Origin of the sequence: Pseudomonas sp. O39, from assembly GCF_045447295.1 — a bacterium.
Classification (GTDB): domain Bacteria; phylum Pseudomonadota; class Gammaproteobacteria; order Pseudomonadales; family Pseudomonadaceae; genus Aquipseudomonas; species Aquipseudomonas antarctica_A.
The window spans coordinates 1-21,786 of the sequence record NZ_JBJGXV010000004.1; the positions used below are offsets into that span (position 1 = coordinate 1).

Annotated in this window: 16 protein-coding genes; 3 read left to right on the forward strand and 13 right to left on the reverse strand. The window is 61.2% G+C overall.

Annotated features, from left to right (window positions below):
- Positions 1-308 precede the first annotated feature (308 nt).
- Positions 309-569, forward strand: a complete 261-nt coding sequence (locus ACI77D_RS06900; protein WP_232000124.1) for a hypothetical protein — start codon at positions 309-311, stop codon at positions 567-569.
- A 54-nt stretch (positions 570-623) separates the two neighbouring features.
- Here the strand turns inward: ACI77D_RS06900 and fdhA are convergent, their stop codons facing one another.
- The 8 genes from fdhA to ACI77D_RS06940 form a co-directional block, all read right to left on the reverse strand.
- On the reverse strand, positions 624-1,823 hold the full coding sequence (gene fdhA, locus ACI77D_RS06905; RefSeq protein WP_048722231.1) for a formaldehyde dehydrogenase, glutathione-independent: 1,200 nt from the start codon (positions 1,821-1,823) through the stop codon (positions 624-626).
- A gap of 181 nt (positions 1,824-2,004) precedes the next feature.
- Entirely contained in the window at positions 2,005-2,862 is an 858-nt protein-coding gene (gene purU, locus ACI77D_RS06910; RefSeq protein ID WP_032883972.1) for a formyltetrahydrofolate deformylase, read from the reverse strand.
- 10 nt (positions 2,863-2,872) lie between these two features.
- Complete coding sequence (locus ACI77D_RS06915; RefSeq protein ID WP_064454445.1) at positions 2,873-3,505, reverse strand: sarcosine oxidase subunit gamma; 633 nt, start codon at positions 3,503-3,505, stop codon at positions 2,873-2,875.
- A 123-nt stretch (positions 3,506-3,628) separates the two neighbouring features.
- Positions 3,629-6,646, reverse strand: a complete 3,018-nt coding sequence (locus ACI77D_RS06920; protein WP_407016293.1) for a sarcosine oxidase subunit alpha — start codon at positions 6,644-6,646, stop codon at positions 3,629-3,631.
- Complete coding sequence (locus tag ACI77D_RS06925) at positions 6,643-6,945, reverse strand: sarcosine oxidase subunit delta (protein ID WP_003194855.1); 303 nt, start codon at positions 6,943-6,945, stop codon at positions 6,643-6,645. Before ACI77D_RS06925 ends, ACI77D_RS06920 begins: the two co-directional genes overlap by 4 nt.
- A 15-nt stretch (positions 6,946-6,960) precedes the next feature.
- A complete protein-coding gene (locus tag ACI77D_RS06930) occupies positions 6,961-8,211 on the reverse strand; it encodes a sarcosine oxidase subunit beta (protein ID WP_010207084.1) in 1,251 nt (416 codons plus the stop codon).
- 22 nt (positions 8,212-8,233) lie between these two features.
- Positions 8,234-9,487 carry a serine hydroxymethyltransferase gene (glyA, locus tag ACI77D_RS06935; RefSeq protein ID WP_064454447.1) on the reverse strand — a complete coding sequence of 418 codons (1,254 nt, stop codon included), beginning with the start codon at positions 9,485-9,487 and terminating at the stop codon, positions 8,234-8,236.
- A gap of 247 nt (positions 9,488-9,734) precedes the next feature.
- Complete coding sequence (locus ACI77D_RS06940) at positions 9,735-10,463, reverse strand: TraX family protein (protein WP_407016294.1); 729 nt, start codon at positions 10,461-10,463, stop codon at positions 9,735-9,737.
- A gap of 90 nt (positions 10,464-10,553) precedes the next feature.
- On the opposite strand from ACI77D_RS06940, the gene ACI77D_RS06945 reads away from it, so the two are divergent.
- The gene (locus tag ACI77D_RS06945; protein ID WP_064454449.1) at positions 10,554-11,594 is read left to right on the forward strand and encodes a low specificity L-threonine aldolase; all 1,041 of its coding nucleotides are present in this window, start codon (positions 10,554-10,556) and stop codon (positions 11,592-11,594) included.
- A gap of 465 nt (positions 11,595-12,059) precedes the next feature.
- Here the strand turns inward: ACI77D_RS06945 and gbcB are convergent, their stop codons facing one another.
- A complete protein-coding gene (gene gbcB / locus ACI77D_RS06950) occupies positions 12,060-13,160 on the reverse strand; it encodes a glycine-betaine demethylase subunit GbcB (protein WP_064454451.1) in 1,101 nt (366 codons plus the stop codon).
- A gap of 282 nt (positions 13,161-13,442) precedes the next feature.
- On the opposite strand from gbcB, the gene gbcA reads away from it, so the two are divergent.
- On the forward strand, positions 13,443-14,738 hold the full coding sequence (gene gbcA, locus ACI77D_RS06955) for a glycine-betaine demethylase subunit GbcA (protein WP_407016295.1): 1,296 nt from the start codon (positions 13,443-13,445) through the stop codon (positions 14,736-14,738).
- Between the two features lie 863 nt (positions 14,739-15,601).
- Here gbcA and ACI77D_RS06960 read toward each other — a convergent pair.
- The 4 genes from ACI77D_RS06960 to dgcA form a co-directional block, all read right to left on the reverse strand.
- On the reverse strand, positions 15,602-16,372 hold the full coding sequence (locus ACI77D_RS06960) for an electron transfer flavoprotein subunit beta (RefSeq protein WP_064454453.1): 771 nt from the start codon (positions 16,370-16,372) through the stop codon (positions 15,602-15,604).
- Between the two features lie 10 nt (positions 16,373-16,382).
- Entirely contained in the window at positions 16,383-17,603 is a 1,221-nt protein-coding gene (locus ACI77D_RS06965; protein ID WP_407016296.1) for an electron transfer flavoprotein subunit alpha/FixB family protein, read from the reverse strand.
- Positions 17,603-19,546, reverse strand: a complete 1,944-nt coding sequence (gene dgcB / locus ACI77D_RS06970) for a dimethylglycine demethylation protein DgcB (RefSeq protein WP_407016297.1) — start codon at positions 19,544-19,546, stop codon at positions 17,603-17,605. Before dgcB ends, ACI77D_RS06965 begins: the two co-directional genes overlap by 1 nt.
- Positions 19,547-19,716: 170 nt before the next feature.
- Entirely contained in the window at positions 19,717-21,777 is a 2,061-nt protein-coding gene (gene dgcA / locus ACI77D_RS06975) for a dimethylglycine demethylation protein DgcA (protein WP_259763351.1), read from the reverse strand.
- Between the last annotated feature and the right edge of the window lie 9 nt (positions 21,778-21,786).

Sequence of the window (21,786 nt, forward strand, 5' to 3'; positions counted from 1 at the left end):
GCTCCCACATTTGATCTTCATCGGCTGGGCGACTTGCTCATGGCGAGGGATGGCGCTTATAGTTCGGCGGTCGTCCACATGGCGACACGGGTTTGGCGACTCGGTGGATATGAAGTATGCAAAAGCACCTGCTCCTTTGCAGGTTTTTTTGCACGCGTTAAGGCCGCTTTATGGCGGCTGTGCGCGGGAGACCTTCGGGTCTGCCGGCTTTGCTTCATTCCCCGGTTCGCCAACCTGCGTACAGCTGCCACCCATTCGTTTGGCGACGTGTGAGTAGCAGCTTCACTCTCTGGAATGAAGGTTAAAACATGAACCGATACATGCCGCTCACCGGCCACGACAGCACCACCCCTTCCCTGCTCATCGACACCCAAGTCCCACTGGACGTGCTCCACGACGCCGCCGTCTACCGCATCCGCGCGGTCACTCAAGTCATGGAAAACCTCGCGTTTCGCGAAGGCCTGCAAACCGACACCCTTGTCCTGCAGGACTTTGCTCTGCTCTGCGCCATTCCGCTGCGAGATGGCTGCGACTTGCTCGATGTCATCAGTCGACGCTTGCAGGCTTAAGCACCCGACGCAAAAAGGGCGACCCTAGGGTCGCCCTTTTGATTTTGCCAATGCTTATGCCGCGCTGAACAGTTTGTGCGGATCAATCACAAACTTCTTCGGCACGCCCGCATCAAACTCGCCGTACCCACGCGGCGCGTCATCCAGGCTGATGACTTCGACGCCGACGATATCGGCAATATGAATGCGGTCCCACATGATCGCCTGCATCAGCTGGCGGTTGTACTTCATCACCGGGGTTTGGCCGGTGTGGAAGCTGTGGGATTTAGCCCAGCCCAGACCGAAGCGAATGCTCAGGCTGCCCATTTTCGCGGCGGCGTCGACGGCGCCCGGGTCTTCGGTCACGTACAAGCCTGGAATGCCGATTTTGCCTGCCACACGCACCACGCCCATCAGCGAGTTGAGCACGGTGGCCGGGGCTTCGGCCTTGGCGCCGTCATGCCCGTGGCCACGCGCTTCGAAGCCCACGCAGTCAACGGCGCAGTCCACTTCCGGCTCGCCCAGCAGGGCGGCGATCTGTTCGTGCAGCGGGGTGTCGGTGGACAGGTCAACCACTTCAAACCCTTGCGCCTTGGCATGGGCCAGGCGGATAGAGTTGACGTCGCCGATGATCACGACCGCCGCGCCGAGCAGGCGTGCGGACGCCGCAGCGGCCAGGCCGACCGGGCCGGCACCCGCAATGTAAACGGTACTGCCCGGGCCGACGCCAGCAGTGACGGCACCGTGGTAACCCGTCGGGAGAATGTCGGAAAGGCAGGTCAGGTCGCGGATTTTCTCCATGGCCTTGTCGCGGTCCGGCAGTTTCAGCAGGTTGAAGTCGGCGTACGGCACCAGCACGTATTCGGCTTGGCCGCCGGTCCAGTCGCCCATGTCGACGTAGCCGTAGGCGCCACCGGCACGGGCCGGGTTGACGGTCAGGCACACGCCGGTGTGTTGCTCTTTGCAGGAGCGGCAGCGGCCGCACGCCACGTTGAACGGCACCGAGACCAGGTCGCCGATTTTCAGGTTCTCGACATCGCTGCCCTTTTCGATCACTTCGCCGGTGATTTCATGCCCCAGTACCAGGCCGGTCTGGGCAGTGGTGCGGCCGCGCACCATGTGTTGGTCGGAGCCGCAGATGTTGGTGGAGACCACGCGCAGGATGACGCCGTGTTCAATCTTCCTGCCACGGGGGTCCTGCATTTTGGGATAGTCGATTTTCTGTACTTCGACCTTGCCGTTGCCGAGATACACGACACCACGATTACCAGACATGCTTTCACCTCGCTGTTGTTTTTATGGAACCGCGTTGCCCAGGCAGGCAGCGCGTAAAGTGCTCGGGTACAGATGCTGTTTGTGCGTTGTTGCTGATGGCCTCATCGCGGGCAAGCCCGCTCCCACCTTTTGATTTGTGAACACATTCAAATGTGGGAGCTGGCTTGCCTGCGATAGCGATCTAAAGAACGACGGTGCGATTGGCGTTCAAGAACACCCGCCGCTCTATGTGATACCCAACGGCCCGGGCCAGTGTCAGCCCTTCGATATCCCGCCCCTTGGCAATCAGGTCCTCGGGATAATGGCTGTGGTCCACCACCTCCACGCCCTGGGCGATGATCGGGCCTTCATCCAGGTCGTTGTTGATGTAATGCGCCGTGGCGCCGACCAGTTTCACGCCCTTGTTGTAGGCCTGGTGATACGGCTTGGCGCCCTTGAACCCCGGCAACAACGAGTGGTGGATGTTGATCGCCTTGCCATCGAGCTTGCGGCACAGCTCCGGCGACAGCACTTGCATGTAGCGCGCAAGAATCACCAGTTCCGCACCGGTCTCTTCAATCACTTGCCACACCTGACGCTCCTGGGACGGTTTGTCGTTGGGGTCGAGGGGGAAATGGTAGTAGGGAATCTGGTGCCAGTCGGCCAACGGCTTGAGATCGGGATGGTTGGACACCACCGCGACCACGTCCATGGACAGTTGGCCGATACGCTGGCGGTACAGCAGGTCGTTCAGGCAGTGATCGGCCTTGGAAACCATGATCACCACTTTTGGCCGGTAGTTCGGCGCCGTCAGCTCGAAGATCATGCCAAAGGCTTCGCCGCGAGTGGCCAGGCCATCGCGGAAAGCCTGCTCGTCGAAACCGTCGGGCTGGCGGAATTCCACACGAATAAAAAACCGACCCGAGAGGCGGTCATCGAACGAATGGTGTTCGGTGACGTAGCAGCCCTGCTCGAACAGGTAGCGGGTGACCGCGTCCACCGTGCCGAGCACGCTGGGGCAGTCGGCAGTCAAAATCCATGTATCGGGTGCACGGCTCATCGGTCACTCCTCAGGCTTGAACGTTCAGGCCAAATTCGGCTGACGCATCCTGCAGCCACAACCACCAGTAATCCGAGAAGCTGCGACGAATCAGCAGTTCCCAGGTGTCTTCGGCGGTATGGCGGATCACCAGTTGCGACTTGGCGAACACCGTGCCCACCGCCTTGCCCACCGGGAAATTGTTCGGGTGCACGTCGTAGCTGGTGGACTTCATCAGCACGTCGCGCACATTCGGGCCGCTGAGTTCGAGGATCTGCTGGCCGCCGCTGACGTTGACGATCTGGATATGCAGATCGCCCAGGGCAGCCCGCAGGTTTTGCTCGGCAGCGAACTCTTCACCGCTCGGCACAACCAGCAGCCATTCATCCGGGCCAAGCCATTGCAGGCTGGTTTCGCCTTTGACGATCACCTGCAGGGCGGCTGGAAGCTCGATGCCGAGGGCTTTGTGCACGCCGGCAGCGAAGGCCGCGTCATGGCCATCGCCACGAATCGTCAGGTGGCCGAGGAGTTTCTTTTCGCGCACGGTCACGCCGGCGTTCTTGCGGCCCTTGCCGACCAGGCTGGCGAGGTCGGCATGGTGCAGCGACGACTCGGCCTTGGCGCCGGTGGTGGGGCGTTGTTGGTATACGTTGGCTGCTGTCATAAAGCACCTGTCTGAATTCTGTTGTGCGGCTACTGGCCTCATCGGGGGCAAGCCCCCTCCCACAGGGGAATGCATTTCAAAATGTGAGAGGGGGCTTGCCTGCGCTGCAGGCGCCTCGGTCTATCAGATGTTCTGCCGCTCGCCTTTCGGGTCGAAGAACACCGAAGACACAATCTCCGCCTCGATCACGCTGCCATCCGCTTGCGGTGAGAACACCCGCTCGCCGATGCGCTTCAAGCCGCCCTTGACCACCGCCATCGCAAACGAATAGCCGAGGGAGTTGTGGGCATAGCTTGAGGTGACGTGGCCGACCATCCTCATCGGAATCGTCTGCTTCGGATCGAACACCAGCTGCGCGCCTTCCGGCAGCCATACGTTCGGATCAATCGGCTTGAGCCCGACCAGCTGCTTACGCTCTTCGCGCACGCAGTCTTCACGGTTCATCCCGCGCCAGCCGATCCACGAGAACGGCTTGGTGCGGCCTACACACCAACCCATGTTCAGGTCGTCCGGGGTCATCGAGCCGTCGGTGTCCTGGCCGACGATGATGAAGCCCTTCTCGGCGCGCAGTACGTGCATGGTTTCGGTGCCGTACGGGGTCAGGTTGTACTTCTTTCCGGCTTCGACAATCTGTTCCAGCACGCCCATGGCGTAGTCGGCCTGCACGTTGACTTCGTACGACAGCTCACCGGTAAACGAGATACGGAACACCCGTGCCGGCACGCCGCCGACCAAGCCTTCTTTCCAGGTCATGAACGGGAAACCGTCCTTGTCCAGGTCGATGTCGGTCACTTCGCTCAGCAGCTTGCGGCTGTTGGGGCCGGACAGGGTCATGGTTGCCCAGTGGTCGGTGACCGAGGTGAAGTACACCTTGAGGTCCGGCCATTCGGTCTGTTGGTAGATTTCCAGCCACTGCAGCACGCGCGCTGCGCCGCCGGTGGTGGTGGTCATCAGGAAGTGGTTGTCGGCGATGCAGGCGGTGACGCCGTCATCGAAGACCATGCCGTCTTCCTTGCACATCAGGCCGTAGCGCGCCTTGCCTACGTCGAGCTTGGTCCAGGCGTTGCTGTAGATGCGGTTGAGGAATTCACGGGCATCCGGGCCCTGAATGTCGATCTTGCCGAGGGTGGACGCATCCAGCAGGCCGACGCTGTCGCGCACGGCCAGGCATTCGCGTTTCACCGCAGCGTGCAGGTCTTCACCGTTGCGCGGGAAGTACCAGGGGCGTTTCCACTGGCCGACGTCTTCAAACTCGGCGCCGTTTTTCACGTGCCAGGCTTGCAGCGCGGTGTAGCGCACCGGTTCAAAGATGTGCCCACAGTGGCGGCCCGCCACAGCGCCGAAGGTGACCGGCGTGTAGTTCGGGCGGAACATGGTGGTGCCCATCTGCGGGATGGTCACGTTCAACGAGCGCGCGGCAATCGCCAGGCCGTTGACGTTACCCAGCTTGCCCTGGTCGGTGCCAAAACCCAGCGCGGTGTAGCGTTTGACGTGCTCGACCGACTCGAAACCTTCACGGGTGGCGAGTTCGATGGCGGCAGCGGTCACGTCGTTTTGCAGGTCGACAAATTGCTTCGGCGCCCGTGCAGTGGCTTTTTCGTGAGGCACCTGGAACAGCGCCAGCGTCGGCTCTTCCAGACGGCTCAAGGCTTTTGGCAGCGTGCCTTGCACAGGCGCGAAACCGGCTTCGCTGGCTGCGCGCACGCCGCCTTCAAAACCATCCGCCAGGGAATCGCCAAGGCCGTACACGCCGTTGATACCACCGACGCACACGCGTTTTTGTGGTGCTTCGCCCGGTACAAAACCGAGGATATCTTCACGCCAGGTCGGCTTGCCGCCCAAGTGCGAGGCCAAGTGAACAACCGGGCTGTAGCCGCCGGAGCTGGCAACCAGGTCGCACTCCAGCCACTCGCCGGGGCTGGTGACTTTATGCGCTTTCACATCGATGGCTGCGACACGAGCACCCGTCACATGCTTACTGCCACGGGCCTCGATCACGGCGCTGCCGGTGAGGATGCGAATGCCTTTGGCACGGGCTTCTTCAACCAATGCACCGCGTGGGTTATGGCGAGCATCGGCCACCGCTACAACCGCAAGGCCTGCATCAAACCAGTCCAGTGCCACGCGGTAGGCGTGGTCGTTGTTGGTCGACAGCACCAGTTTTTTGCCGGGTGCCACGCCATAGCGGCGCACGTAAGTGGAGACTGCACCCGCGAGCATGTTGCCCGGCACGTCGTTGTTGCCGTACACCAGCGGGCGCTCGCACGCACCGGTCGCCAGCACCACACGCTTGGCGCGCACACGGTGGATACGCTGACGCACCACACCAATCGGCGCGCGGTCACCGAGGTGGTCGGTGAGGCGTTCGTGAATGGTCAGGAAGTTATGGTCGTGGTAACCGTTGACGGTGGCGCGAGGCAACAGCAGCACGTCCGGCAGGGAGTTGAGCTCGGCGATCACACTGGCGACCCACTCGGTGGCCGGTTTGCCGTCGAGGCTTTCGCGGGAATCAAGCAGCGAACCACCAAACTCTTCCTGCTCGTCCGCGATGATCACTCGCGCACCGCTGCGCGCAGCCGCCAGGGCGGCCGACAGACCGGCAGGGCCGGCGCCGACAATCAGCACGTCGCAGTGACGGTTCATGTTGTCGTAGGTGTCCGGGTCGTTCTCGGTCGGCGAGCGACCAAGGCCTGCGGCCTTGCGGATGTACTTCTCGTAGGTCATCCAGAACGATTGCGGGTACATGAAGGTTTTGTAGTAGAAGCCCGGCGGCATCAGCTTGCCGCCGACCTTGCCGAGAATACCCATCATGTCGTTGTTCACGCTTGGCCAGCCATTGGTGCTGGTGGCGACAAGGCCTTGGTACAGCGCCTGTTGCGTGGCGCGCACGTTGGGAATCTGGGTGGCTTCGGTGGCGCCGATCTGCAACACCGCGTTCGGCTCTTCGGCGCCGGCGGCAAAGATGCCGCGTGGGCGCGAGTATTTGAAGCTGCGACCGATGATGTCGACGCCGTTGGCCAACAGGGCAGCGGCCAGAGTGTCGCCTTCAAAGCCTTTGTAGCTTTGGCCGTTGAAGGTAAACGTCAGGACTTTATCACGGTCGATGCGGCCACCGTTGGACAGGCGATTGATCTGGCTCATACCTTCTCTCCAGAGGCCTTGGCGGTGAATTGCGGCTTCTCGCCGATCTTGTAGGTTTCAAGAATTTCGTAGGTCACGGTGTCGCGCGTGGCGTTGAAATACTGGCGGCAACCGGCGGCGTGAATCCACAGCTCGTGGTGCAGGCCACGCGGGTTATCGCGAAAGAACATGTAGTCGCCCCACTGTTCGTCGGTGCAGGCGTTCGGGTCCAGTGGGCGCGGGATGTGCGCTTGGCCGGACGCGTGGAATTCCTCTTCGGAGCGCAGTTCGCCACAGTGAGGACAGAAGATATGCAACATAGGGGATTTCTCCTGTTAGTGGGCGACGGCCGCAGCGCCGTGTTCATCGATCAACGCACCGTTGTGGAAACGGTCGATGGAGAAAGGTGCAGCCAACGGGTGCATTTCACCCTTGGCGAGGCTGGCGGCAAACACGTTGCCTGAGCCCGGCGTAGCCTTGAAGCCACCGGTGCCCCAACCGCAGTTGAAGAACATGTTCGGCACCGGGGTTTTGGAGATGATCGGGCAGGCATCCGGCGTGGTGTCGACGATGCCGCCCCATTGACGGTTCATGCGCACACGCGACAGCACCGGGAACATCTCGACGATGGCCTGGATGGTGTGTTCGATCACCGGGTACGAGCCGCGCTGGCCGTAGCCGTTGTAGCCGTCGATACCGGCGCCAATCACCAGGTCGCCCTTGTCGGACTGGCTGATGTAGCCGTGCACGGCGTTGGACATGATCACGCTGTCGATAATCGGCTTGATCGGCTCCGACACCAGGGCTTGCAGCGGGTGGGATTCAATCGGCAAGCGAAAGCCCGCCAGCGAAGCCATGTGCCCGGAGTTACCGGCCGTCACCACACCGACGCGCTTGGCGCCGATAAAGCCTTTATTGGTTTCCACGCCGATGCACACGCCGTTTTCCTTGCGGAAACCGATCACTTCGGTCTGCTGGATCAAGTCCACACCAAGTGCATCAGCGGCGCGGGCAAAGCCCCAGGCCACGGCGTCGTGACGGGCCACGCCGCCGCGCCGTTGCACGGTGGCGCCGAGTACCGGGTAGCGGGTGTTTTTTGAGCAATCGAGGTACGGGATCTCGTCGGCCACTTGTTTGGCGTTGAGCAGTTCGCCGTCCACGCCGTTGAGGCGGTTGGCGCTGACGCGGCGCTCGGAATCACGAATGTCTTGCAGGGTATGGCACAGGTTGTAAACGCCACGCTGGGAGAACATCACGTTGTAGTTCAGGTCCTGGGACAGGCCTTCCCACAGTTTCATCGCGTGTTCGTACAGGTGCGCCGACTCATCCCACAGGTAGTTGGAACGCACGATGGTGGTGTTGCGCGCGGTGTTACCGCCGCCCAGCCAGCCTTTTTCGACCACGGCCACGTTGGTGATGCCGTGCTCTTTGGCCAGGTAATAGGCGGTCGCCAGACCATGCCCGCCGCCGCCGACGATGACCACGTCGTAGACCTTTTTAGGGGTCGGCGTGCGCCACATCTTCTGCCAGTTTTCGTGGTGGCTGAGTGAGTGCTTGAAGAGGCCGAAGCCCGAGTAGCGTTGCATAGTCATTACTCCAAAACCGCGCTCAGCGATAAACCGGGAAATCAGCGCACAGGGCAGACACGTGCTTGGCCACGTTGGCCTCGACATCGGCGTCGCCGAGGTTGTCGAGGATGTCGCAGATCCAGCCGGCCAACTCGATGCACTGCGGTACTTTGAAGCCACGTGTGGTCACCGCCGGGGTGCCGATACGCAGGCCCGAGGTCACGAACGGCGACTGCGGGTCATTCGGCACGGCGTTCTTGTTGACGGTGATGTGGGCGCGACCGAGGGCAGCGTCCGCCTCTTTGCCGGTGAGGCCCTGGCGAATCAGGCTGACCAGGAACAGGTGGTTATCGGTACCGCCGGAGACAACATCGTAGCCACGTTTGATAAACACGCCGGCCATGGCCTGGGCGTTGTCGATCACTTGTTGCTGGTACACCTTGAAACCTGGCTCCGCCGCTTCCTTGAAGCACACCGCCTTGCCGGCGATGACATGCATCAGCGGGCCGCCCTGAGCGCCGGGGAACACCGCAGAGTTGAGTTTCTTTTCAATTTCTTCGTTGGCCTTGGCCAGGATCAAACCGCCACGTGGACCGCGCAGGGTCTTGTGGGTGGTGGTGGTGACCACGTCGGCGTAAGGCAGCGGGTTCGGGTACAAACCAGCGGCCACCAGGCCGGCGACGTGGGCCATGTCGACGAACAGCAGCGCGCCGACCTTGTCGGCAATCGCACGAAAGCGTGGGAAATCCAGGGTTTTGGAGTAGGCGGAGAAACCGGCCACCACCATCTTCGGCTTGTGCTCGACCGCCAGGCGCTCAACTTCGTCGTAGTCGATCAGGCCGGTGTCGGTGTTGATGCCGTATTGCACCGCGTTGTACAGCTTGCCCGACGACGACACTTTGGCGCCGTGGGTCAGGTGGCCACCGTGGGCCAGGCTCATGCCGAGGATGGTGTCGCCGGCATTGATCAGCGCCAGGTACACCGCGCTGTTGGCGGACGAACCGGAGTGTGGCTGCACGTTGGCGTAATCGGCACCGAACAGTTGCTTGGCGCGCTCGATGGCCAGGGCTTCAACCTTGTCCACGTGCTCGCAGCCACCGTAGTAGCGCTTGCCCGGGTAACCTTCGGCGTATTTGTTGGTGAGGCCGCTGCCTTGCGCTTCCATCACACGTTTGCTGGTGTAGTTCTCTGACGCGATCAGCTCGATATGATCTTCCTGACGCTGCTCCTCGGCATTCATCGCCGCCAGCAGTGCGTCGTCATATCCCTGGATCTGGTCTTTTTTGCTGAACATCGCGTCTCTCCCAGCCTTTCGTATTGTTAAGGCCCGTGCAGGGCCCTTTGATGCGATGGTAGGGCTGGCGCCGGTAGATCAAATGCCTACGGACGCCACGCAAAGGTGCGTTTACGACATTGCCGGAACAACACCGAATAAATGTGGAAGCAGGCTTGTGTGGGAGCTGGCTTGCCTGCGATGCAGACACCTCGGTGTATCAGTTGCATTGGGGTGATGCAATCGCAGGCAAGCCAGCCCACAGGGGTTAGGCGATAATCTGTCGGACGATTAGCAGCATCAAAAAATGCAGTGGATACAAGCTATATGCCCAGCGCCGCATGGCGGGTGGAGACACATGCCTGGCATGACGCACTAAGACCAACCCCGCCAATGGCGCGATCAGGCAAGTGGCCAATCCCAAAAGCGCCACGGGCGTGCCGCTGTTGAGCAAGATCTGCCATTGGTTGGCAGCCACACAGACCAAACCCGGTAACAAGCTGAAATACCATGGGCGGCTGAACACCAGCAGCATTGCCAACGGCAGCAAGACACCGAAAAAGCCGAACATCAGGTGTGTGGAAAACACCGCGCCCATCGCGACGGCGATCAGCGCCAAACCTCGATCAAAAAGCGTCTTCTGCTGCCATCCTCGGGCAACGAGCAGGCCCAGCGCCAGGGTCGGCAAGACGTTTAATGTATCGGCATCGTCGATAAACATTCGGTACGGCACTTCGCTGATCACACTGAACAGCAACAGCCAGCCCAGGTAGCGCCACTGGCCGGTTACAGGCGCATGCCGGACCCGGTTCACATTGGCCGCAATCGCCAGGCAAAACCAGGGAAACGCCAGCCTGCCTGGCACATACAGGCCATCGAGGCTCAAACCGACATAACGCAAGTGATCCAGCACCATGCTCAGCAGCGCCAGCCACTTGAGCAAATCCAGGGCGCCATCCCGGACGCGTCCGACAGGAATCGTTTCAGTACCGTGCATAATTCCCCAGTGACTTTGCATTTACAGTGCGTGCGCACCCTGGACAATCTTGGTTACAGTGCGCACCAACATCGACCACAGGAATGGGCCATGACCGACAAGAGCCAACAATTCGCCAGCGACAACTATTCCGGCATCTGCCCGGAAGCCTGGGCCGCCATGGAACAAGCCAACCAGGGCCATCAACGCGCCTACGGCGATGATGAATGGACCCACCGCGCCGCCGACGGATTCCGTCACTTGTTCGAAACCGACTGCGAGGTATTCTTCGCTTTCAACGGCACAGCCGCCAACTCCCTGGCACTGTCCTCGCTGTGCCAGAGCTACCATAGCGTGATTTGCTCGGAAACCGCCCACGTTGAAACCGACGAATGCGGCGCGCCGGAGTTTTTCTCCAATGGTTCCAAGCTCCTCACCGCTCGCACCGAAAACGGCAAGCTGACCCCCGAATCGATCCGCGAAATCGCCCTCAAGCGCCAGGACATCCACTACCCCAAGCCCCGCGTGGTGACCCTGACCCAGGCCACTGAAGTCGGCAGCGTGTACACCCCGGAAGAAATCCGCGCGATCAGCGTCACCTGCAAGGAACTGGGCCTGAACCTGCACATGGACGGCGCGCGCTTCGCCAATGCCTGCGCGTTCCTCGGTTGCTCCCCGGCCGACCTGACCTGGAAAGCCGGTGTGGATGTGCTGTGCTTTGGCGGTACGAAAAACGGCATGGCGGTGGGTGAAGCGATCCTGTTCTTCAACCACAAGCTGGCCGAAGACTTCGATTACCGCTGCAAACAGGCCGGCCAGCTGGCGTCGAAAATGCGCTTCCTCTCGGCACCCTGGGTGGGCCTGCTGGAAAACGACGCCTGGCTCAAACACGCACGCCACGCCAACCACTGCGCACAACTGCTGAGCAGCCTGGTGGCGGATATTCCCGGCGTGGAATTGATGTTCCCGGTGCAGGCCAACGGCGTGTTCCTGCAACTCTCGGAAGCGGCCATCGAAGCCTTGACGGCCAAGGGCTGGCGCTTCTACACCTTCATCGGCAAAGGTGGCGCACGGTTCATGTGTGCGTGGGATACCGAGGAAGAACGTGTAAGAGAATTAGCCGCGGATATTCGCCAAGTGATGGGCGCCTAAGCGCGACGAATACTGGCGGATTGCCGAGACTGTTATCTGGTGTTTCCGACAGCATACGACTGCATTTTCATCGACTAGCCTCTTGGAACCCGAAAGGAAAAAGCCGCAGCAGCGGCCTCCTTTCGGGAATACCTGCCTGCCGAATAATCGGCCGGAAACGGAAATCCAGCAGAGGGTTAAACCATGGAAGTTCAATGCTACGCCATGAACGCACGCCAAGAAGGCAGTCTCAGCAACACATTCGTAAGCTGGGACGAGTTCAGGAAGCTTGCGAAAGTCGGTGACACCATCAGGGAGCCTTCGAGAACCCTGACTATCTATGAAAAAGTCTATGAACTGACAGCCTCCGGTGATCAGTTCGCCATTCAGCTCTACGCCCGCTAAGCACTAAGGACTGCGTCGGAGACTCATGACATCCGACGCGGGACTGACTCACCTGTTGATCAGTGGTGAGCGCGCGGCTAATCAGAACTCAATACGCACATCGCCCTTCGGCACGCTGCAGCACGACAAAATGTAGCCTTCGGCTTCGTCTTCCTCGGTAATCCCGCCGTTGTGGTCCATCTCGACCTCACCGCCCAGCTTCATCACCTTGCACGTCCCGCAGATACCCATGCCGCAAGCCTTGGGAATCAGCAGCCCAAGTTTGGCCGCAGCGGCGTGGACGGTTTCGCCCGGCGCCACACGAATGCTTTTGCCTGAGGCAATGAACTCCACCTGGTGCAGATCCGCCAAGTCGACTTCCGGTGCATCGGCAGCCTGTTCGGCTTGTTCCACTGCGTCGGCACGGGCTTCCGGCGGCGTGGCACCAAAGGACTCCTCGTGATAACGCGCCATGTCAAAGCCCGCCGCTTCCAGCAAGCGTTTCACCGCACTCATGTACGGCGTAGGGCCGCAGCAAAAGACTTCGCGCTCCAGGAAGTCCGGCACCATCAACTCGAGCATTTTGTGGTTCAGGTAGCCGCGATAACCGGCCCAGGGTTCGCCCAGGCCGTGCTTTTCGCAGATCAGGTGCAGGCTGAAGTTGTCGATCCGCGACGCCATGTGCTCCAGCTCGCGGTGGTAGATGATGTCTTTGGGCGAGCGGGCACTGTGAACAAAGGTCATGTCGACATTGGCGTTGGTGTCGTAGAACCAACGGGCCATGGACATCACCGGCGTGATGCCGACGCCACCGCTGAGGTACAACACTTTCGGGCTCGGGAAGTCGATGGCATTGAACAGCCCGACCGGCCCGTGCACCGCCAACTCCTGGCCTTCATGCAGCGTGTCGTGCAACCAGTTGGAGACACGCCCGCCCGGCACGCGCTTGATCGTCACCGAGAAGCTGTAAGGCACCGACGGTGAACTGGAAATGGTGTAGGAGCGCATGATCGGCTGGCCTTCGATTTCCAGCTCCAGGGTGACGAATTGCCCAGGCTTGAAGAAGAACAGGATCGGCTGGTCGGCCATGAAGCAGAACGTGCGCACGTCCCAGGTTTCCTGGATGACTTTGACGCAACGGACGATGTGCCGACCATTGGCCCAGGTCTGGGTCGTTACCGGATTCAGGAAGTTGTTGGACATGCTGTTCTCCACCGCCGATATTCGGCCTTATGGTGGCGATTCTGCGTAACGCGAGAACCACCCATTTACCTATCTGCGACATTCACATACTTATCGCGACCAGCCCCCATACCACGGGGCTTGCGCGTCGGGATCAGAGTGGGCCATGTCGCTCATGGATAAGGTTCTGGTATTCACCGGCCCCACACTCGCTCCCAACAAAGACGCTTTCTTTACGCCTTGCACTGCAATAACCGTAGCCACTTTCGCCGGCCACACAGAATGGCCATGAGGACACACACGATGGACGTCACCGCAACCTTAAGCTTGGGCGATCCGCTGGAACCCGCACGCAAGGCCACCGCGCAAATGCTGCAAGAGCGTGAGCGCACCTTTTCGCTGCCGCAGCCGTTTTACTCTGATGAGCGGTTGTTTGATATCGACATGCAGGAGATCTTCCATAAAGAGTGGTTGATCGCCGGCATGACCTGCGAGATCCCCACCAAGGGCAACTACCTGACCCTGCAAGTGGGCAAGAACCCGATCATCGTGATCCGTGGCGCCGAAGGCGTGGTGCATGCGCTCCACAACGTGTGCCGCCACCGTGGCTCGCGCTTGTGCACCAGCGAAAAAGGCAAGGTCGCCAAACTGGTCTGCCACTACCACCAGTGGACCTACGAGCTGGACGGCCGTCTGTTGTTCGCCGGTACCGAGATGGGCGCCGACTTCGACATGAAGCAGTACGGCCTCAAACCGGTGAACGTGAAGACCGCCGGCGGCTATATCTTCATCAGCCTGGCAGAGAATCCACCGGCTATTGATGACTTCCTGTCGACGCTGAACCATTACATGGAACCGTACGACATGGAGAACACCAAGGTGGCGATTACCACCACCTTGTTTGAAAAAGCCAACTGGAAGCTGGTGCTGGAAAACAACCGCGAGTGCTACCACTGCAACGCGTCGCACCCGGAACTGCTGAAAACCCTGCTGGAATGGGACGACGTTACCGACCCGCGCGCCGACCAGGCCTTCAAGGACCACGTCGCCGCTTCGGCCGCTGCCTGGGACGCCGAGAAAATCCCTTACGCCCACGCCAGCTTCGGCCTGCGTAACCGTATCGTGCGCATGCCGCTGCTCAAGGGCACCGTATCGATGACCCTCGACGGCAAGCAAGGCTGCAAGAAGTTGATGGGCCGCATCAAGAACCCGGACCTGGGCTCGATGCGCATCCTGCACCTGCCGCACTCGTGGAACCACTGCATGGGCGACCACATCATCGTGTTCACCGTGTGGCCGATCAGCGCCCAGGAAACCATGGTCACCACCAAGTGGATCGTGCACAAGGACGCCGTGGAAGGCGTGGACTACGACGTGGACCGCATGCGCCAGGTCTGGGACGCCACCAACGATCAGGACCGTCGCCTGGCCGAAGAGAACCAGCGTGGGATCAACTCCACCGCTTACCAACCAGGGCCGTACTCCAAGACGTATGAGTTCGGCGTGGTGAACTTTGTGGATTGGTACAGCGAGCGGTTGCTGAGCAACCTGGGGGCTGCGCCGGCGCCTTATCTGAAAGGCGTTGCCGTACACGAGTAATGGGCTGACACACTGCCGATCAAAATGTGGGAGCGGGCTTGCCCGCGATAGCGATTTAACATTCAACCCTTATGTTGGCTGTTACTCCGTCATCGCCGGCAAGCCCGGCTCCCACAGTAGTTTGTAGCTGTACATAATTCATCCAACACCCTGACAGACCGCTGGCGCCTGCCCTCCAGCCTTTGCCCAACAACTTATCCACAAAGCCACCCACAGCAATTGTGGGCAAGTGCGCTTCCCACCTGTAAATAAATGAAGAAAATCCGTGACTTATTCAAGTAGGCCGGTTTAAACCCCACCTGATCATTTATTGATCAAATCTTTGAAAGCCACGAATGACGTGCCCTGTAGCAGTGCGCGAACACCTTATCCACAGAAGCACCAACAGACTTTGGGGGCAACTTTGCCGGCACTGTGGAAAACCGCGTCAAACCTTCATAAAACGGGGGTTTCAGGGTTTTAATTCACCAAACAGGCCGAATTGATCAATTATTGATCAACCCAGTGGAAGCCTTAATCCACGTGGCCTGTAGCCGATAGCGAACATCTTATCCACAGAAGCGCCAACAGACTTTGGGGGCAAGTCGGTACCGGCAAATAAAGTTATTCATGGGAAAACCCCAGGAAAAACCGCTGGTTAGCCTGGTTGTTTTTCATACAGCGGGCTGCAGGGCTTGATATACCGGGGGTGTGGACAGCCGCGAACAGGTTATCCACAGGTGGGTCAACAGGGATTGTGGGTAATCCTACTTTCTGTGGGAGTCGGGTTTGCCCGCGATAGTAGCGCCGCGGTCTATCAGTTAGACCGCGGTGATGCCATCGCAGGCAAGCCAGCTCCCACACAAGCCCGCTCCCACAGGGAATCAGCGCACCACGCCTTCTTCTATGAGTAACTTGAGGATCGCGTCTGCGCCCGCTTCAGGGCTAAGCCCCTTGAGCACTTGCCCACCGCCGCCGCTGGCTTTGGCCGTGGCAGCCTTCATGCGGTCCGCGCCGCTTTTGGCCTTGATCACCTTGAGGCGCTTGGGCCGGGGCTTGGCGGGTTGCAACACCGCACCTGTGAATAACTCGTCTTGCTCAATTTCGACCTCATGGGCTGCCAACTCCCCGCGTTGTGCAGGCCCGTAGGCGCTTTGCCGTGGTTTGGGCGCGGCGTTATCCACAGTGGCCAGAAACGGCAGACGCACTTTCAAACGCCGCCGTTGACCGCGCGGCAAAGCTTGCAGCACATGGGCCACGCCGCCGTCGATGGACTCCACCTGCGCCAGCCCGACAATCAACGGCCAGCCCAATTGCTCGGCCAGCAGGAACGGCAACATGCCCGAGCCCTCGCCGGTTTCGGCCTGGGTACCGGTAAGCACCACCTGGGCGCCTGCGTCGCGCAAATACTCACTGAGCACCGGCAACGCATCAGCGCCTGCCGGCTGTTCCAACACGTGCAACTGCGGCAAGCCCATGCCCAGGTAGCTGCGCAAGGTCGGTTCGTGGAGGCTGCCGGCGTGCAGCACCTGCAACTTATCCCCAGCCATTTGCAGGCCCAGCTCGACGGCACGTGCGTCTTGCTCGGCACGGCGCGGGCGACCGGACGTGGGGTGGGCGCCGATGGAAACCAGGCTGATTACAGTCGTCGTCATGGTCATGTCCCTAAGCTGCATCGCGCTTGGCGCCGTTGCGGTAAACCTGCACCGCATCGATCAAGGCTTGCAGAATCGCGGCGCTTTCGCCGATCACCGACAAGTCGGCACGCTTGATCATGTCGCAGCCAGGGTCCAGGTTGATCGCCACCACCTTGTCGCAGGCACCGATGCCTTGCAGGTGCTGGATTGCCCCGGAAATCCCCACGGCCACATACACCCGCGCCGTGACCCAGGTGCCGCTGGCGCCGACCTGGCGATCACGCGCCATAAAGCCGTCGTCCACCGCCACCCGCGAGGCGCCTTCGGTCGCACCGAGGGCGGCTGCAGTCTGGTGGAACAGTGCCCAGTCCTTCACGCCGTTACCGCCAGAGAAAATAAACTCCGCTTCGGCCATGGGAATCGCCGCCGGGTCGACTGCCACGGCGCCGAGGTCTTCGATCCGCGACAAGCTGCGCGCCAGGGGTGTGGATAACTCCACGGGCAACACTTCATGGCGCGTGTCGCTGACCGGATCGGCACATTCGACTGCGGCCAGAATCAAGCGTGGCAACGGGCGAGCCATATCCTCCTGGCCCGCACCGGCACGGCCGATGCACTCCTCACCTTTGATTTGCCAAACCCGCGTGGCCGGGCGTTCCTTGAGGCTCGCAGCAAAACGCCGGCCCAACTCGCCGCCGCCACTGCGACTGTCCGGCAGCAACCAATGGCGCGGGTTGAACTGGTTATCCACAGCCCGCAGGCACTGGACACGTTGCTCCGGTGAATAACCGTCGAACGCGTGGCCTTCGAGCACCAGCAGGCGATCAACACCCGCCGTCGCAAAGGCGCTCTCCTTGTGTTCGCCGAACACCACCGCCAGCACGGCGCCGTCGCTGCCGGCGAGTTGCCGGGCCAGGCCGAGCACGTCGCGGTCGTGGCTGCTCAGGCGGCCGCCGACCATGTCCGGCACCACGTTGATGTAGAACGCGGGCGCCGGCACCTGATGCAGCGGCAATTGCACCTCCACCGCCGCCGTACGCTTCGCCGCGCCGCCCTGTTGGGTGCCGCTGCGGTCAATACGCTTGAGGCCGTTGGGGCCGATAAAACCGATGCCATGCAGGTTTTTGCGGATGACACCGTTAGGCCCCATCCAACTGTGTTGCAGCGGCTGCATCGCCGCATGCAAGGGGTGCAGGCGGTTACGGGCGATCCATTCGGCCCGTGGATCGCGGCGGATAATGTCGCTCATCAATGCACCTCCGCAGGTTCACGCTTGATAGGGGCTTTCACCGGGGCGGCGTCTTCGAGCAAGGCGTCAGCGACCAGTTCGGCGATGTCCTTGATCAATGGGCGCGGCTCGACGACGCCTTCGAGCATCGCCGTGCATTGCGGGCAGCCCACGGCCACCAGATCGGCGCCGGTTTCGCGGATGTCTTCCATACGCATATCCGGGATACGTTGCTTGCCGGGAATATCGGTGATGGGCGCACCACCGCCACCGCCGCAGCAGCGCGAGCGGAAACCGGAACGTTGCATTTCCTTAACCTCGATACCCAGCGCCCGCAGCACTTGGCGCGGCGCCTCGTATTCGCCGTTGTAGCGGCCGAGGTAGCACGGGTCGTGATAGGTCACGCTACTGCCCTTGTGCTGACCCAGGTTCAGCGCACCCTCGCCGATCAGCTCGGCCATGAACGTGCTGTGGTGCTGCACGAGGTAGTTACCGTTGAAGGCGCCGTATTCGTTTTTCAGCACATGGAAACTGTGCGGGTCGCAGGTGACGATGCGCTTGAAGCTGTACTTGGCCAGGGTCTGGATATTGCGCGCAGCCAGCAGCTGGAACGTGGCTTCGTCCCCCAGACGCCGCGCCACATCACCGCTGTCGCGCTCCTCCAGGCCCAGCACCGCAAAGTCGACGCTGGCCGCTTTCAGCACCTTGACGAAGGCGCGCAAGGTGCGTTGATTGCGCATGTCGAAGGCACCGTCGCCCACCCAGAACAACACATCGGCGCTGCCTTTTTCGCTGAGCAGCGGCAGGTTCAAATCCGCCGCCCAGTTCAGTCGACCGCCGGGGGCGAAGCCGCCGGGGTTGTCGGTGGCGATCAGGTTCTCGAGGACTTCGGCGCCCTTGTTCGGCGTGGCACCTTTTTCCAGGGTGAGATGGCGGCGCATGTCGACGATGGCGTCCACGTGCTCGATCATCATTGGGCACTCTTCCACACAGGCACGGCAGGTGGTGCACGACCACAGGGTGTCGGCGTCCACCAGACCGTTGACGATTGGCTGGTGCGGGTTGCCGCTGTGTTCGCCAATCGGCTTGCCTGGATACGGGCTGCCGGCAAAGTTGGCATCGGTGCCGCCGGCCAGGCCAACCACCATGTCCTGGATCAGCTTCTTCGGGTTCAATGGCTGGCCGGCCGCAAAGGCCGGGCACGCGGCTTCACACTTGCCGCACTGCACGCAGGCGTCGAAACCAAGCAGTTGGTTCCAGGTGAAATCCTTGGGTTTTTCCACGCCCAGTGGCGCAGTTTTATCGCTCAAGTCCAGCGGTTTCAAACCGGTGGAGCGGCCGCCACCAAAGCGCTCGGCGCGGCGGTGCCAGGCCAGGTGCAGGGCACCGGCGAAGGCATGCTTCATCGGGCCGCCCCAGGTCATGCCGAAGAACATCTCGGACACGCCCCACAACACACCGACACCGAGCAGTGCGGCGAGCAGCCAGCCGCCAAAGTCAGCCGGCAGAACCCCGGCCACCGGCAAGGTCACCAGGAAGAAGCTCACCGAGAACGCCATCAGGCTTTTCGGCAGGCGCATCCACGGGCCTTTCGACAGACGTGACGGCGGGTTACGCCGGCGCAGGTAGACGAACGTGGCGCCGACAAACATCAGCACCGAGGCGAGCAGCAAGGCGTAGCCGAGGATGCGGTTATGCAGGCCGAAGCCGTGGACCAGAATCGCCAACAGCGCCGACAGCACAAAGCCCAGGGCCGTGGCGACGTGGGTGTTGGCGATGTATTTGTCGCGGGCGACGACGTGGTGCAGGTCGACCATGTAGCGCTTGGGCATGGCCAGCAGGCCGCCGAGCAAGTCGACCCTGGAGGCGCGGCCCCGGCGCCACATGTTCACCCGGCGCAATGCGCCGAGGGCGGCAAGGCCCAGGGCGGCAAACAAGAGAATAGGCAGCAAGGTGTTCAACATGGTGAAGCTCCCAAAGACCACACAGGTCTACTGTGAAACCGGACCTTAATGTGGGAGGGGGCTTGCTCCCGATGGCGGACTGTCAGTTCCTGTATCTGTCGCTGACCCACCGCTATCGGGAGCAAGCCCCCTCCCACACTTGACCGAGTACACAGTGGCTCAGTGTCGGGTCAGAAATCCTTGCAAAGGCGCAGGGCGTCATAGATGGCGGCGTGGGTATTGCGCTGGGCCACACAATCACCGATGCGGAACAGCAAGTACCCGTCACCCGTTTCGCTCAGGCACGGCTGCGGCTTGATCGCGAACAGGGCTTCGATGTCCATCTGGCCCTTGTTGCGCGAACCTTCCTTGAGCCCGTAATAGATTTCTTCATCCGGGCGCACGCCGTTCTCGACGACCACCTGATCGACCACCCGCTCTTCTTTGGCGCCGGTGTATTCGTTCTCCAGCACCGCCACCAGCTTGTCGCCTTCGCGGTAGACCTTTTCCAGCATCATGTCGCCGGTCATGATCACTTCCTTGGGGTACATGCTGCGGTAGTACGTCGGGAACGACGTACCGCCAATGGCCACACCCGGTTTGATATCGTCAGTGACGATCTCGACCTGGCTGCCTTTGTCCGCCAGGAAGTCCGCCACCGACATGCCGGTGAATTCGCAAATGGTGTCGTACACCAGCACGTTCTTGCCCGGCGCGACTTTGCCGTCGAGCACGTCCCAACTGCTGACCACCAGGCCTTCGGCCGCGCCCCAGTGTTCGTTCTGCTCCAGGAACGGATGACCGCCCACCGCCAGCACGACCACGTCCGGACGCAGGTCCAGGATGGTCGCCGCGTCCGCCGCCACGCCCAGGCGCAGGTCGACGTTCAGGCGTGCCAGTTCCAGCTGGAACCAGCGGGTGATGCCGGCAATCTGGTCACGCTGCGGGGCTTTGGACGCGGTGGTGATTTGCCCGCCGATAAATTCTTTTTTCTCGAACAGGGTTACATCGTGGCCACGCTCGGCGGCAACGCGCGCCGCTTCCATCCCGGCAGGACCGGCCCCCACCACCACGACTTTGCGTTTGGGCCCGGTGGATTTCTCGATGATGTGCGGCACACCCATGTATTCACGGGACGTCGCGGCGTTCTGGATGCACAACACGTCCAGCCCCTGGTACTGGCGGTCGATGCAGTAGTTGGCGCCGACGCACTGCTTGATCTGGTCGATCTGGCCCATCTTGATCTTGGCGATCAGGTGCGGGTCGGCGATGTGGGCACGGGTCATGCCGACCATGTCTACATAGCCGCCTTCCAGAATCCGCGTGGCCTGGTTCGGGTCCTTGATGTTCTGCGCGTGCAGCACCGGGGCCTTGACCACTTCCTTGATACCGGCGGCCAAGTGCAAAAACGGCTCCGGTGGATAACTCATGTTCGGGATCACGTTGGCCAGGGTGTTGTGGGTGTCGCAACCTGAACCCACGACGCCGATAAAATCGAGCATGCCGGTGTCGTCGTAATACTTGGCGATCTGTTTCATGTCCTCGTGGGACAAGCCGTCCGGATGGAACTCATCGCCGCACAGGCGGATGCCCACACAGAAATCCGGGCCGACTTCCTTGCGTACCGCCTTCAAGACTTCCAGGCCGAAACGCATGCGGTTTTCAAAGCTGCCGCCCCATTCGTCGGTGCGTTTGTTGACCCGTGGGCTCCAGAACTGGTCGATCATGTGCTGGTGCACCGCCGACAGCTCCACGCCGTCCAGGCCCCCAGCTTTCGCCCGCGCCGCAGCCGTGGCGTAGTTGCCGATCACGCGCCAGATTTCTTCCGGCTCGATGGTCTTGCAGGTGGCGCGGTGCACCGGCTCGCGGATGCCCGATGGCGACAGCAAGGTCGGCCAGTGTTCGCCGTCCCAACGCGAGCGGCGGCCCATGTGGGTAATCTGGATCATGATCTTGGCGCCATGCTTGTGCATGGCATCGGCCAGGTTCTGAAAGTGCGGGATGATCCGGTCGTCGGCCAGGTTCACCGATTTCCACCAGCCTTGCGGGCTGTCGATGGCCACGCTGGAAGAACCGCCGCAGATGGCCAGGCCGATCCCGCCCTTGGCTTTCTCTTCGTAATACTTCACATAGCGGTCGGTGGTCATGCCGCCGTCGGTGGCATACACCTCGGCGTGGGCGGTACTGAGCACGCGGTTGCGGATGGTCAGTTTGCCGATCTGGATCGGCGCAAACATTGCTTCGAAAGCCATGGCAGGGTC